Genomic DNA, 14409 nt, shown 5'->3' on the forward strand with positions numbered 1-14409 from the left:
TCCTCCCGCGCACCCGTTCGGCGCCTATCGGGAGGACGCCGACCTGTGGTCGGTTCGGCGTGAGGGGTGGTTTCGAGACGGTTGCTAGCGCAACCTCCTCAACCACCGTGGTCCGGCGCACGGTGGTTGAGGAAGGCGCGCTAGCGCCTGTCTCGAAAACCACCGCCCCGGTGCCTGGATCGACTGACGGTTCATCAAGGGATGAAGTCGACGTCGCGCCTCCCTGGCTCAGTTCGTCGAGGGATGCGTGGTCTGACCGTCATCCCTTGGTGAACCTGCGGCCGGTGATGACGGCGGGACGACGGGCACGGCGCCGCGGGCGAGTTTCGTCGTCCAAGCGAACGCTGGCCCGCCGGAGAGTCTCCGACGGGCCAGCGTGTGGTGCGGGAGCGATCAGCCGAGCAGCTTGACGGCGACCGCCTTCTCGCGGGTGAACTCGTAGAGCGCCCGGTAGCCGTTGCCGGCGGAGAACCCGCTCTGCTTGTACATGTTGAACGGCATGCCGATCACGCCGGCGTCCGCGAACTGGTTGACCGAGATCTGGCCGGCGCCGATCTCCGAGGACATCCGCAGGGCGCGCGAGACGTCCTGGGTCCACACGCAGGCGAGCAGGCCGAAGTCGGTGCCGTTGGCGAGCGCGATGGCGTCGGCGTCGTCGGTGAAGGTCTCGACGGTCAGCACCGGACCGAAGATCTCCTGGCCGACGATCGGGGCGTTGCGGTCGGTGACGCCGAGCACCGTGGGTGCCAGGAAGTTGCCGCTGTCGCGACCGTCGGGGCGGGAGCCGCCGAGCAGCAGCTCGACGCCGTCGCCCAGCGCGCCCTCGACCAGGCCGCTCACCCGCTCGTGCTGGACGGGGTTGACCAGGGGGCCCATGTCGAGGTCCTCGTCCCAGGACCCGATCCGGATCTCGGACATCGCGGCGACGACGCGCTGCCGGACCTCGTCGGCGATCCCGGCCTGGACCAGCAGGCGGGAGCCGGCGTTGCAGTTCTGGCCGGCGTTCTCGGTGATCGAGCGGACGATCGCGGGGACCGCGACGTCCAGGTCGGCGTCGGCGAAGACGAGGTTCGGGGACTTGCCGCCGAGCTCGACCTTGATCGGGGTGAGGTTCTGGGCGGCGGCCTGCATCACCAGGCGCCCGGTGGCCACCGAGCCGACGAAGCTGATGTGGTCGACGCCCGGGTGGCCGACCAGCGCGGCGCCGAGCTCGGCACCGACACCGGTGAGGACGTTGAGCACGCCCGCCGGTACGCCGGCCTCCTCGGCCAGCTCGACGAGGGCGTGGATGACCAGCGGGGCGACCTCCGACGGCTTCAGCACGACGGCGTTCCCGGCCGCCAGTGCGGGGGCGAGGTTGGCCGCGCAGAGCACCGCGGGCACGTTCCACGGCAGCACGATCGCGCACACGCCGTGCGGCTCGCGCCGGGTGAAGCCGAAGTAGTCGGGGGAGCGGGTCGGCAGCGTCGCGCCGGTCAGCTTGTCGGCCCCGCCCGCGGTGAACTGCAGGATCGAGCCGGCGATCTGGACGTTCAGCAGCCCGCCGGAGAGCGGCTTGCCGACGTTGCGCGCCTCGAGCGCCGCGAGCCGGTGCTGGTGCTGGAAGACCAGCCCCGCCCACCGGCCCAGGATCGCGCCGCGCTCGGACGGCGACGTACGGGCCCAGCCGCGCGCGGCCGCGCGCGCAGCGGCGACCGCGCGGTCGACGTCGCCGACCTCGCTCGCCGAGATCTGGCCGAAGGCCTCGCCGGTGGCGGGGTCGACGGAGGCGAAGGAGGCGCTGCGTTCGAGCCAGGAGCCGCCGATGTAGGTACCGGGGTGGTCGCCGCTCGGAGCGGGCGTCGAGGAGAATTTCTCAGCCGTGGTCACCCTCGAATGGTCCAGCCGTCCGTTCACATTAGTCAAGATGATGTGTTGCATTGCGAGACGGTCTGGTGCATGCTGTCCCGGTCCCCGGGGCTCGGCCGACAGGTACTCGGAGCTAGGTCGGAAGACCCGCAATCACGTACGACTCGGATAGATCGAGGGCGGATGATCATGCGAATCCAGAAGTTCTACGCGGCCTGCGCGGTCGTTGCGGTGCTCGCTGTTGCTGGCTGTGGCGATAGTTCGGACGGCGAGCCGAAGGCGCAGGCCTCGGAGGTGCCGGACCGGTTCGCGGTCGCGCGCGGCGAGGCCGTCGGCGAGCCCGGCTCGGCCACGCCTCCCGACTGGGTGGGCGAGGGCGCCGTGCCCAAGGGCCAGCCGGACCAGAACGGCGACGGCAAGGTCTCGATCGGCGTCATCACCTCCGGTGACACCAACGACGGCACCTACTACCAGAGCACCGCCGACGCCGTGGCGTACGCCGCGGGTCAGAACGACTGGGACTACACGGTGCAGGGCATGGTGCCGCTGACCCAGGCGGTCACCGCCGCCGAGAACCTGTGCCGGCAGCGGGTCGACATGATCGTCATCGGCGACGCGCAGCTGGCGCAGGCCGTGACGGCGGCCAGCAACCCGATCTGCAAGGACACCTTCTTCTACCTGCAGGGCGGCTACGGCTCGCCCGAGCAGGACGCCACCTTCACCCAGTCCTACGACGTCGGCCTCAGCTACGCCTACGTCGCGGGCGTGGCCATGGGCGCGTACATGAAGGCCAACGACATCACCAAGACCGGCTTCCTCTCGGGCATCGCGGCGCCGTTCAACACCACGATCGGCAAGGTCTTCGCCGAGGGCGTCAAGGCGCAGCTGCCGAACGCCAAGGTCGTCGAGACCTACACCGGCGACCAGATCGACGTCGGCAAGGCGGTCGAGGGCTTCAACGCCCAGGTGTCGCAGGGCGTGGGCGCGGTCTACCCCTACTTCGGCGCGCCGACGGTGGCCGTGGCCAAGAAGGCGGAGGAGGCCGGCATCCCGGTCCTCGGGTCGCCCTCGGCGTTCTGTGACTCCGACGAGGCCAGCTTCATCGGCGAGGTCATCTTCGCGCCGGGCTACTACCTGGCACCCATGCTCGACTCGTTCGCCAAGGGCGAGCTCGAGCTGGGCGTCACCCGGAACTGGAGCCTCGGCGTCGACCCGGTGCCGGCCGTGCACGCCTGCGACGACGCCGGTGACGGCGCCGACGCGATGACCGATGCCATCACCCAGGCGCAGGTCGACCTCAACGACGGCAAGATCGACCTGTTCGCGCTCGCGGGCACGGAATGAGTCAGATGACCGCGGGTTCTCGGCCGGAGGCGGAGGCGGTGGTGTCGGCCCTCCGCATGGAGGGCATCACCAAGCACTTCAACGGGGTACCGGCCTGTCTCGACGTCGATCTCGAGGTCGCGCCGGGGGAGATCCACGGTCTGCTCGGCCAGAACGGCGCCGGCAAGTCGACGCTGATGAACATCCTGCTCGGGCTGGTCCATGCGGACCGGGGCGAGGTGGCGATCGCCGGTACCCCGGCCACGATCCGCGACCCCAACGAGGCCAGGGCGCACGGCGTACGGATGGTGCATCAGCACTACAGCCTGATCCCGACCCTGTCGGTCTGGGAGAACGTCGTGCTCAGCTCGGAGGGCCGGGTCGACCGGGACCGGACCATCGCGCAGATCGAAGAGGTCAGCGAGCGGTTCGGCCTCGATGTCGCTCCTCGGGCCATGGTCGGCCAGCTGAGCGTCGGGGAGCAACAGCGGGTCGAGCTGGTCACCTGCCTGATCGACCGGCCGCGGCTGCTCGTCCTCGACGAGCCCACGGCCGTGCTGACCCGGCAGGAGTCGCGCTCGCTGTTCCGGATGCTCGCCCGGTTGTCCGAGCAGGACGAGACCTCGGTGATCCTGATCAGCCACAACCTGCGCGAGATCACCGCCGTGGCGCACCGCGCCACGGTCATGAGAGGTGGCCGCGTCGTCTCCAGGGTGAACCCCAAGGAGGCCGACGTGGCCGACCTCGCCCGGCACATGATCGGTCGTGACCTGCCGGCCACGGCCGACGTGGCCGCCGCGATCGGCGTCGAGCTCGACGAGCCCGACGACCGGCCGGAGGATCTGACGCCGCACCCACCGGTGCTGCGGATCGTCGGCGCGACGGCGTCCCACGACGGCGCTCGGGCCCTCGACTCCCTCGACCTCGAGATCGGGGCGGGGGAGATCGTGGGCGTCGCCGGCGTGGAGGGCAACGGTCAGCAGTGGCTGTCGGCCCTCCTCGCCGGCTCGCTCTCGCTGGACACCGGCGAGCTGCGAGTCCACGGTGACCGCGTGTCGGTCGGCCGCCCGGGGTCGACCCGGGCCGTCGGCATCGGCGTGGTGCCGGAGGACCGGCGCGAGTCCGGCTGCATCCTCGACATGTCCGTGGCCGACAACCTCGCCCTGGCCGGACTGGGCTCGCTGTCGCGCGGTGGCGTGGTGTCCCGGCGTCGGCTGCGTGAGCTCGCCGAGCGGCTGGTCGAGGAGTTCGACATCGCCGTCACCTCGATCGACCAGCCGATGCGGTCGCTGTCGGGTGGCAACCAGCAGAAGGTCGTGCTGGCCCGCGAGCTGTCGGCCGGCCCGGCCGTCCTCGTGCTGGCCCAGCCGACCCGAGGGCTCGACGTGGGTGCGGTCGCCGACCTGCACGAGCGGATGCGACAGGCGGCCGCTGCGGGTGTCGCCGTGCTGCTGATCTCCTCGGACCTGAACGAGATCCTGCAGCTGTCCGACCGGATCGCCGTCATCTACCGCGGCCGGATCCAGGGCGAGCTCGCCCGCTCCGAGGCCGACCCCGAGCGGCTGGGTCTACTGATGGGAGGTGTGAGCGAGTGAACACACGAGTCTCCGAGGACACCGCGGTGCGCGAGCACCCGGTCCCGCCGGCGCCCGGCGGCCGCGGCGTCGACGCGGTCGTCGCGAACCTGGTCGGCACGCTCCGCTCGAAGGCGCGCCCGGCCACCGAGCAGGTGCTCGCCTTCCTCGGCTTCCTCGCGCTCGGCCTCAGCGTGGGGCTGCTGCTGGGCTGGGCGACCGGGCACTCCCCGGCGGTCATCCTCAGCAGCCTGTACGAAGGCAGCCTCGGGAGCAGCGTCTCGATCGCCTACAGCCTCACCGCCGCTGCGCCCCTGCTGCTGGTGGCGGTCGGCGCGGTCATCTGCATGCGCGCCGGCCAGTTCAACATCGGCCAGGAGGGCCAGGTCACGCTCGGCGCGATCGGCGCCGGCTTCGTGGTCTTCCACGTCGACGGTCCGGGCTCCCTGATCATCCCGCTGGCCTTCCTGGCCGCGGCGGTCGCCGGTGGCCTCTGGGCCATGGTGGCCGCGGTGCTCAAGTTCGGCCGCGGCGTCGACATCGTGGTCAGCTCGCTGCTGCTGGTCTTCCTCGCCGAGCAGCTGCTCGTCGCGCTGATCAGCGGCGACGGTCCGCTCCACGACGACGGTGAGGGCGTCCTCGGCGCCGGTACGGCGTCGCAGTCGCCCCGGGTCCCGGCCGACGCGATGCTGCCGAGCGTGAACGTGCTCGGCGTGGAGGTCCCCTCCGCGTTCATCCTGGCGCTGGTCGCCGCGGTCCTGGTCGCGTGGTTCCTCAAGTCCACCCACCCCGGCTACCGGCTGCGCATCCTCGGGCAGAACCCCGTGGTCGCGGGCACGATCGGGATCAGCGCCCCCCGGCTCGGCTCCCTGGCCGTGGCGGCGTCGGGCGCGTTCGCCGGCGCGGCCGGCGCGGTGATCCTGCTGGGGCAGAGCTTCCAGCTGAACCCGGGAGCCTCCAGCGCCATCGGCTGGAGCGGCCTGCTCATCGCACTCGCGGCCCGGACGAACGCCGGCGTGAGCGTGCTGCTCGCGCTGGTCTTCGGCGCCATGGTCGCCGGCGGCGGTCTGCTCGGCGGCGAGGGCGTCCCGGTCGACATCGTCAACGTCATCACCGCAGCGATCGTGGTCGCGCTGCTCTGTCCGCCCGTCCTGCTGGCCGCGCTGCGCCGGCGCCGGATCCGTCGTGCCGTGGAGGTGGCCTGAGATGAGTGTCGCGATGGATCTGGAGACGATCCTGGCGGCGTCGGTCCCGCTGACCGTCCCGCTGCTGTTCGCCGGGCTCGGCGAGTACGTCGCCCAGCGAGCCGGCACGTTCAACCTCTCCGTCGAGGGGATGATGCTGGGCTCGGCGTTCGCGGCCGCGTACGGCGCCTCGGCCACCGGCTCGCCGGTGGTCGGGCTCCTCTGCGGCATGCTCGCCGGCCTGGCGGTCGCCTTCGTGCACGGCAACCTGAGTCATCGGCTGCAGCTGAACACCTACGTCGTCGGCCTCGCGCTCAACATGCTGGTGCTGGGCGTGACCAACTACCTGCTCTCCACGACCGTACTGGACATCCCGCGCGGGTCGGCGTGGCAGGTGCCGCTGCTCTCGGACCTCCCGATCATCGGCAAGGCGTTCTTCGTGCAGCCGTGGGTGGTCTACCTGATCGCACCGCTGGTGCTGCTGATCTGGTACGTGCGCCGCACCCGGCTCGGGCTCGAGCTGCGGGCGGTCGGGGACGACCCGGGCGCCAGCGACCTGACCGGCATCAACGTCAACGCCCGGCGCCGCCAGGCCCTGCTCTTCTGCGGGCTGTGCTCCGGGGTCGGCGGGGCGTACCTGTCGGTCTTCCAGTCCGGGTCGTTCACGTCCGGCATGACCGCCGGTCGCGGCTACATCGTGATCGCGGCCGTCATCTTCGGTGGCTGGATGCTGCGCGGCGTGATCGGCGCGTGCGCCGTCTTCGGCGTCGCCCAGGGCCTGCAGCTGGCGCTTCCCGCGATCGGGTACTCGGTCTCGCCGCAGCTCCTCGCGGCCACGCCGTACCTGCTCGCCCTGTGCTCGCTGGCGGTGCTCGGGGCCAGATCGAAACGGCCACTGGCGCTCGGCATGCCCTTCGCGCCCGTTCGGTAGGGCGTGTCTCCCATCGACGCCTGCTGCGCACCGACGGGAGACACGCCTGAGTCCGGACGGGAGGCGGGTTCTCCTGACCCATGGATGGGTCAGGAGGGGCTCCCCGGCCCGAGCCCGTCAGCCGCAACCCGTACGACACGCCGAGTCGACCCGGCGAGTCGTGCGGGTTTCGGCGGTCAGCCGGTGAACCGCGCGATGACCGGGACGATGGTCGAGGTGCGAGGCGCTTCAGCGCCGATGCTCGAAGCCACCCAGGTTCGGGACGGTCAGAGGTGTGGGCGGGAGTCGGGCCGTCCCGGTGGGACACCCACCGCCGGGTGCCGCCCCGCAGATAGTCCGTCACGAAACGGTTGCCGAACGCGCGGAACGACAACCAGAACGTGACGGACTATCCCGATCGGGGCCGACAAGCCCGTCACTGCCCGACGGGAGGGCCGGAAGAAAGGGGGTCGCACCGGCTGGTGCGACCCCCGTTCCTCGTCGTACGGCTCAGTCGAAGAGCACGACCCCGCGCAGGTTGCGGCCGGCGTGCATGTCTTCGTAGCCCTGGCCGATCTCGTCGAGGGAGTAGGTCCGGGTGACGATCTCGTCGAGCTTGAGGGCGCCCGCGCGGTACATGTCCAGCAGGGCCGGGATGTCGGCGGTCGGGTTGCACTGGCCGAAGAGCGAGCCCTGGAGCCGCTTCTGGTAGAGCGTGAGCTCGGTGAGGCTGATCGGGGCGCCGACCTCCGCGTTGTTGCCGAGGCCGGTGACGACCGCGGTGCCGCCCTTGCGGATCGCGCCGAAGGCCGCGCCGACGTGCTCTCCGGTGACGACGCCGACGGTGACGATGGCCGCGTCGGCGCCCTGGCCGTTGGTCAGCTGGCGGGCCACGTCGGCGGCCTCGTCCATGGTCGCGAACGCGTGGGTGGCGCCGAACCGCTTGGACTCCTCGCGCTTGAACTCGACGGGGTCGACGGCGATCACGGTGGTGGCGCCCGCGTGGGCGGCGCCCTGGACGGCGTTGATGCCGATGCCGCCGATGCCCATGACGATGGTGACGTCGCCGGGCCGGACCGCGGCCGAGTTGACCGCGGCGCCCCAGCCGGTGGCGACGCCGCAGCCCACGAGGCAGGCCTTGTCCAGCGGGAGGTCCGGCGCGACCCGGACGACGGAGCGCGCCGAGACGGTGGTGGTCTCGACGAACGCCGAGACGCCGCACATCTGGCCGACCGGCGTGCCGTCGGTGAGGTGGAGCCGGGGCACCTCGGGCGCCATCCAGACCTTGCCGCCGTCGTCGCAGAGGTTCTGCATGCCCGTGGCGCACCAGCGGCAGCGTCCGCAGGCCGGCAGGAACGAGAACACGACGTGGTCGCCCTCGGCCAGGTCGTCGACGCCGGGCCCGACCTTGGTCACCACGCCGGCGCCCTCGTGGCCCAGCGCGAAGGGGTAGATCGCGACGGGGGAGTCGCCGACGGCGATGTGGTCGTCGGAGTGGCACAGCCCGGCTGCGACCAGGCGGACCTGGACCTCGCCCGCGGCCGGATCGGCCACCTCGAGCTCGACGACCTCGTAGGGTCCGGGGGCGTTGCGCACGATCGCGCCTCTGGTTCGCATGGGGCAGATCCTTCGTGTGTCCGGGGCGGCTCGGTCGGGGTTCGGAGGACCGCGGGGACCAGTGGCCCGAGCGCGGAACACCGTGGCCGCGTGCTGTCGCATCCGACGCTAGGACAGCAGCGCTGATTGCGCAATGCGAGACGTTGACTCACTTTGTGAGACGTTGTTACTGTCTCCGTGAGTTCAAGCACACCGGTACGGCTGATGAGGGACAGGGCATGCCAACCTACGAGAAGTTCGACCACCATTCAGCGGAATGCCGCGACGACATCGTCGGCTACTACGCGGCGTTCCGGGACAAGTGCCCGGTCGGGCGGACCGACGCCCACGAGAACGGCTACGTCTACCTCACGCGGTACGCCGACGTCTTCCAGGTCGCCCGCAACGACGCCCTGTTCTCGTCCACGCGCGCGGCCGGCAACCTCGAGGGAACCGCGATCGTCATCCCGAGCGGTCCGTTCGGCGGCAACATGCAGTACCCGCTCGAGCTGGACCCGCCGGACAACGTGGAGTACCGCCGACTGCTCGACCTGATCCTCTCCCCGGCCGCGGTCGACGAGCTGCGCCCGATGATCGCGCGGCACGCCTCGCGGATCGTCGACGAGTTCATCGAGTCCGGCAGCGCCGACCTGGTCGAGGTGCTGACCAACCCGCTGCCCAGCGCGGTCACCCTCGACTGGATCGGCTTCCCCGAGGAGGACTGGATGCGGATCGGTCGCCCGATCCACGACGTCTTCACCTCTGAGCCGGGCAGCGAGCGCGCGCAGCGCGCCTACGAGGGCATGGCCTACATGGAGAAGCGGCTCGCCGAGATCATCGCCGAGCGCCGCGCCAACCCCGGGGACGACGTGATCAGCCGGCTGCTGGCGGAGCGCAAGGCCGACGGCTCGGAGTTCACCGACGCCGAGGTCTTCTCCGTGATCGGCATCGCCATCACCGGCGGCGTCGACACCACGACCTCGCTGACCGGTTCGGTGCTCGTCCACCTCGACGAGCACCCCGAGATGCGTCAGCAGCTCATCGACGCGCCCGACCTCCTCGTCGACGGCACCGACGAGTTCCTGCGCCGCTACGGCTCGGTGACCGCCATGTCCCGCACGACGACTGCCGACACCGAGATCGGCGGCTGCCCGGTGCAGGCCGGCGAGCGCGTGCTGGTCCCGTGGTTCGCGGCCAACCACGACCCCGAGGTGTTCACCGAGCCGCACGAGGTCCGCCTCGACCGCGACGCGAGCCGCCATCTGACCTTCGGCATCGGCACCCACCGCTGCCCGGGTGCCCACCTGGCGCGGGCGATGTTCCAGGAGATGATCCACCAGGTCCTGACCCGGCTCCCCGACTACAAGGTCGACCGCGAGGGCGTGGTCGGCTACGCCTCGCGCGGCAACCACATGGGCTGGGACGTCATCCCGGCGACCTTCACGCCCGGCCCGCGGGTGGGCGACCGGATCGACCAGTTCCAGGGCGCCAGCCACGACAACGAGACGTACGACGTCGTCCTCGACGCGGTCGACGTGGTCGCCGAGGACGTCCTCGCGATCACGGTCCGCGCGGCCGGCGGCGGCACGCTGCCCCGCTGGCAGCCCGGTGCCCACCTGGAGATGCGGCTGCCGTCGGGCCGGCTCCGGCAGTACTCGCTCTGCGGTCAGCTCGACGACCCGTCGTCGTACCGGGTCGCGGTGCTGCGCGAGCGCGCGGGTCGGGGTGGCTCCGAGGAACTCCACGACATCGCGGTCGCCGGCCGGGAGCTGACCGTGCGTGGCCCGCGCAACCACTTCCCGCTCGTCGACGCCGACGGCCACCTCCTCATCGCCGGCGGCATCGGGGTCACGCCGATCCTGGCGATGGCCCGCTCCCTCGCTGCGCGGGGCCGCCCGGCCCGGGTCGTCTACGGCGGCCGCTCGCGCGCCACGATGGCGTTCGCCGACGAGCTCACCGCGCTGCCGGGGATCGAGGTCGACCTGGTCCCCCAGGACGAGCAGGGGATACCCGACCTGCGCGCCGCGATCGGCGCGACCCCGCCCGGAACGGCGATCTACTGCTGTGGTCCGAGCGCGATGATCTCGGCCGTGCAGGCGCTGTGCGACGAGCTCGGACGCCGCGCCGACCTGCACGTCGAGCGCTTCGCCGCCAGCGACGAGATGGAGGCGCGGCTCGCCTCGACCGAGAACAACAAGCCGTTCAAGGTCGAGCTGGCGCGCTCCCATCAGGTGCTCGACGTCCCGGTCGACAAGCGCCTGATCGAGGTGGTGCGGGAGGTCCTGCCCGGCCTCAACTACGACTGCGAGAAGGGCTTCTGCGGCTCGTGCGAGACGCGGGTGCTGGCCGGGAAGCCGGAGCACCGCGACGAGGTGCTGAGCGACGCCGAGCGTGAGTCGTGCAGCACGATGATGATCTGCGTCAGCCGGTCCCAGTCGGACCGGATCGTCCTGGATCTCTGACGCCGCGCCGGGCGCGATCCGCCCGGTCGGCCGCGTCCTGAGGGCGACACGGCGGAGCCGGTCCGCACCGGCTCCGCCGTTTCTCGTCGCCCCCTGCTGATCACCCCCGCCGATCGCCCGGCGAGCCTGGCTCGCCGGGCGCTTCGTCATGCCCGGGGACGGCGCCGCACCCCTGATCGGCGGTCCACGACGGGCCTCCGCAGGGTGCTTCGGCGACCTCTCCGGACCCCATGGCTGTATCACTTGACACGATACCGTCTCGCATTGAAAGATGGTTGACATGCACGCAGTGACCACGCCTGCCGGCATCGGTCGCGTCGAGAACGACGAGATCGCCTTGCTGGACACGCCTTTCCCGGACCTTGGAGCCGTGCTCCAGGAGACCGGATCCTTGGACGCCCTCCGCTCGACCCCGGTGGTCGAGCGGGTTCCGCTCGCGTCGGCCGAGCTCGGCGCGCCGCTCGGTACGCCGCGGGCGGTGTGGGGGATCGGGCTCAACTACAAGTCCAAGGCGGCGCGGGCCGGCCGGGACCTGCCCACCGATCCGATCCTGTTCCTCGCGGCCTCCTCGGCCGTGCTCGCGCCGGGGAGCTCGGTGGCGCTGCCCGAGGACTCCACCCAGCAGATGGACTACGAGGCCGAGATCGCCGTCGTGATCGGCCGGCCGCTCTACTGCGCCGAGCCCGACCAGGTCTGGTCGAGCATCGCCGGCATCACCGCGGCCAACGACATGACGGCGCGCGACGTCATGCGCAGCACCTCGATCCCGGTGCTGGCGAAGAGCTTCCCGGGGTTCAAGCCCCTCGGCGCGTCGGTGTGCACGCTCGACGAGCTGGCCGACCGGGACAGCATCCCGGTGCGCAGCTGGGTCAACGGCGAGCTGCACCAGGACGACACCAGCGCGGGCCTGATCTTCCCGATCCCCGAGCTGATCTCGAGGATCTCCCGCTACGCGCCGCTGCAGCCCGGTGACGTCGTCCTGACGGGCACGCCGGCCGGGACCGGCCAGGACCGGGGCTGCTTCCTGGCTCCGGGCGACCAGATCCGCGTCGAGGTCGGGCCGGTGTTGCCCCTGACCACCTCGGTCGCGCGCCAGACCGCTTGACCCTCGTCGCGGCACCGTCGCGCCCGCACAGACCGAATCTCCATCATCCACCTGGCCCTAGGAGCCGATATGACCGACCCCAACCAGCCGACCTACGACCTGATCCTTTCCGGTGGCACGGTGCTGGACCCGGCCTCGGGCCTCAACGCACGCCGTGACGTCGCGATCCGGGGCGACCGGATCGCCGCGATCGACACGGGCCTGAGCGCCCCCGGCGCGAAGGTCGTCGACTGCACGGGCTCGACCGTCGTACCCGGCCTGGTGGAGGGACACAGCCACATCTTCGAGCAGGTCTCCAAGGTCGGCGCCCCCGCCGACGAGGCGCACCTGCGCCGCGGCGTGGTCGCGGTCGCCGACGCGGGCACCGCCGGTGCCTCCACCTTCGCGGCCTTCCGGCGCGTCGTGGTCGAGGGCAACGCGATGCGCGTGGTGAACTTCCTCAACGTGTCGGTCCTGGGCCTGATCGACTTCCGCTTCGGCGAACTGCTCAACCCCGACACCCTCGTCGTCGACGACGCGCTCGAGGTCGCCGCCGCGAACCCCGACGTCGTGCGCGGCTTCAAGATCCGGCTCTCCGAGGACGTCGTCGGCCCGAACTGGATGTCGCTGCTGAAGAAGTCGATCGAGCTGGCCGAGCAGGCCCGCCTGCCGCTGATGGTGCACATCGGCGAGACCGAGGAGCCGCTGCCGGTGGTCCTCGAGCAGCTGCGGCCCGGCGACATCGTCGCGCACTGCTACACCGGCAAGCCGCACGGCATCCTCGACGACGACAAGGTGCTCGCCCAGGTCCTGGAGGCGCGGGAGCGCGGAGTGCTGTTCGACTCCGCGCACGGCCGCAGCAACCTCAGCTTCAACGTCGCCCGCCAGGCGATCGCCTGCGGCTTCCTGCCTGACATCCTCAGCTCCGACACCAGCGCCCGCAACTGGCGCGGACCGGTCTTCGACCTGGTGACCAGCATCGCCAAGCTGGTCGCGCTGGGCGCCCCCCTGGACGAGTGCATCCGCCGCGCCACCGTCGCGCCGGCCGAGCTGCTCGGCCTGGCCGACGAGGGATACGGCCGCCTCGAGGTCGGCGGCCGCGCGGACGTCACCGTCCTCACCGAGACCAGCGAGGTCGAGCTGCCCGACGCCTCGGGCAACGTGATCACCGCGCCGCGCCTCGAGCCGACCACCGTCGTGCACGAGGGCGCGCTGGTCGAGACCACGCCCTGGCGGGGAGAAGCGACCGCGTGACCTCGGTCCACGACACGCGACGGGCGCTGCGGTCCCGGCTCGCCGATGGCGAGCCGGTGACCGGCACGTTCGTCAAGCTCGGGTCGTGCGACGTCGTCGAGCTGGCCGCCGCGGCCGGCCTCGACTTCATCGTGGTCGACCTGGAGCACTCGGTGCTCGACGAGCGCGACGCGGTCGCGCTCGTCCGCACCGCGGACCTGTGCGGGCTGTCGGCCCTGGTCCGCCTGCCCGCCGTGCAGCCGGGCCTGATCGCGCGGCTGCTGGAGAGCGGCGCGGCCGGCATCCAGCTCTCGACGCTGCGCACGGTCGCGGAGTCGAGGCAGCTGCGGGCCGCCTGCCGGTTCGCACCCGAGGGCGAGCGCTCGATCAGCCTCGCCAACCGGGTCGCCGGGTTCGGGGCGAGCGCGCTGGCGGACTTCCTCGACCAGGAAGCCGCGGCGCCGCCTCTCCTCGTCGGGCAGATCGAGACGCTCGTGGCCGAGCCGCTCGAGGAGGTGCTGCGCGGGCTCGACGTCGCGTTCGTCGGCACCACCGACCTGTCGGTGAGCCTGGGGCTGCCCGCGGCGGACACCCTGGACCGCGCCGTCGACTCGATCCGCGAGGGGGCGGAATCGGCCGGCGTCGCGTTCGGTGGCTGGGCGGCCACGCCCGCGGCCGCCGCGGCGCTCGCACCCGCCGACTACGTCGTCGTCGGCTCGGACCTGCAGCTGCTGGCCACCGGGCTGCGCTCGCTGGCCGGCCCGACCGCGCATGCCAACGACAACCCTGGAGGTACCTGATGTCCGCGCTCAACGAAGCCCTCTTCGGCAAGGTCGTCAACTGGGACCGGATCCCGCAGCAGGAGATCCGGCCCGGCGTACGCCGTCGCATCTTCGCCACCGACGACGTGATGATCGCGCACCACGAGCTCGACGTCGGGATGGACCTCAACCCGCACAGCCACGAGGACTTCGACCAGCTCGTCTACATCGCCGAGGGACGCTGCTTCTACTACGTGGACGGCGTCGCCAACGACATGACGCCCGGGTCCTTCCTGCTGGTCCCGCGCGGGGCGGAGCACTACGTCGAGCCGACCGAGGGCCCGTGCGTCAACATCGACATCTTCGTGCCGCCGCGTGCGGACCTGCTCGCCAAGCTCGACCTCGGCCCGGCGCTCGCCGAGTCCGACTGACCG

General features: G+C 71.5%; 11 protein-coding genes. 9 read left to right on the forward strand and 2 right to left on the reverse strand.

From position 1 onward, the window contains the following. Positions 1 to 393: 393 nt before the first annotated feature. On the reverse strand, positions 394 to 1869 hold the full coding sequence (locus KM427_RS05870; RefSeq protein WP_215526594.1) for an aldehyde dehydrogenase family protein: 1476 nt from the start codon (positions 1867 to 1869) through the stop codon (positions 394 to 396). A 162-nt stretch (positions 1870 to 2031) separates the two neighbouring features. Between KM427_RS05870 and KM427_RS05875 the strand changes: the two genes are divergently transcribed. Genes KM427_RS05875 through KM427_RS05890 form a run of 4 tightly spaced genes read left to right on the forward strand, consistent with a single transcriptional unit; the run spans position 2032 to position 6860 of the window. Beyond that, entirely contained in the window at positions 2032 to 3192 is a 1161-nt protein-coding gene (locus KM427_RS05875; protein WP_215526595.1) for a BMP family ABC transporter substrate-binding protein, read from the forward strand. A gap of 5 nt (positions 3193 to 3197) precedes the next feature. Then, positions 3198 to 4766 (forward strand): ABC transporter ATP-binding protein, encoded by a 1569-nt coding sequence (locus tag KM427_RS05880; protein WP_215526596.1) that lies wholly within the window; start codon positions 3198 to 3200, stop codon positions 4764 to 4766. Beyond that, positions 4763 to 5950, forward strand: coding sequence for an ABC transporter permease (locus KM427_RS05885; protein ID WP_215526597.1), 1188 nt, complete (start codon positions 4763 to 4765; stop codon positions 5948 to 5950). Before KM427_RS05880 ends, KM427_RS05885 begins: the two co-directional genes overlap by 4 nt. A gap of 1 nt (position 5951) precedes the next feature. Continuing rightward, the gene (locus tag KM427_RS05890; RefSeq protein WP_183593107.1) at positions 5952 to 6860 is read left to right on the forward strand and encodes an ABC transporter permease; all 909 of its coding nucleotides are present in this window, start codon (positions 5952 to 5954) and stop codon (positions 6858 to 6860) included. Between the two features lie 489 nt (positions 6861 to 7349). Here KM427_RS05890 and KM427_RS05895 read toward each other — a convergent pair whose 3' ends face one another. Then, positions 7350 to 8456, reverse strand: a complete 1107-nt coding sequence (locus KM427_RS05895; protein WP_183593108.1) for an NDMA-dependent alcohol dehydrogenase — start codon at positions 8454 to 8456, stop codon at positions 7350 to 7352. Positions 8457 to 8674: 218 nt separating this feature from the next. Between KM427_RS05895 and KM427_RS05900 the strand changes: the two genes are divergently transcribed. The 5 genes from KM427_RS05900 (at position 8675) to KM427_RS05920 (ending at position 14406) form a co-directional block, all read left to right on the forward strand. Continuing rightward, on the forward strand, positions 8675 to 10897 hold the full coding sequence (locus KM427_RS05900) for a cytochrome P450/oxidoreductase (RefSeq protein WP_215526598.1): 2223 nt from the start codon (positions 8675 to 8677) through the stop codon (positions 10895 to 10897). A gap of 280 nt (positions 10898 to 11177) precedes the next feature. Beyond that, positions 11178 to 12002 (forward strand): fumarylacetoacetate hydrolase family protein, encoded by an 825-nt coding sequence (locus KM427_RS05905; protein ID WP_215526599.1) that lies wholly within the window; start codon positions 11178 to 11180, stop codon positions 12000 to 12002. Between the two features lie 69 nt (positions 12003 to 12071). Then, positions 12072 to 13235: an amidohydrolase family protein gene (locus KM427_RS05910; protein WP_215526600.1), complete on the forward strand. Its 1164-nt coding sequence runs from the start codon at positions 12072 to 12074 to the stop codon at positions 13233 to 13235. Continuing rightward, complete coding sequence (locus KM427_RS05915) at positions 13232 to 14014, forward strand: HpcH/HpaI aldolase family protein (protein ID WP_215526601.1); 783 nt, start codon at positions 13232 to 13234, stop codon at positions 14012 to 14014. Before KM427_RS05910 ends, KM427_RS05915 begins: the two co-directional genes overlap by 4 nt. After that, a complete protein-coding gene (locus tag KM427_RS05920) occupies positions 14014 to 14406 on the forward strand; it encodes a cupin domain-containing protein (protein WP_183593113.1) in 393 nt (130 codons plus the stop codon). The genes KM427_RS05915 and KM427_RS05920 overlap by 1 nt, the downstream gene beginning before the upstream one ends. Positions 14407 to 14409: the final 3 nt, after the last annotated feature.

This window comes from Nocardioides sp. LMS-CY, from assembly GCF_018732145.1.
GTDB lineage: Bacteria > Actinomycetota > Actinomycetes > Propionibacteriales > Nocardioidaceae > Nocardioides > Nocardioides soli.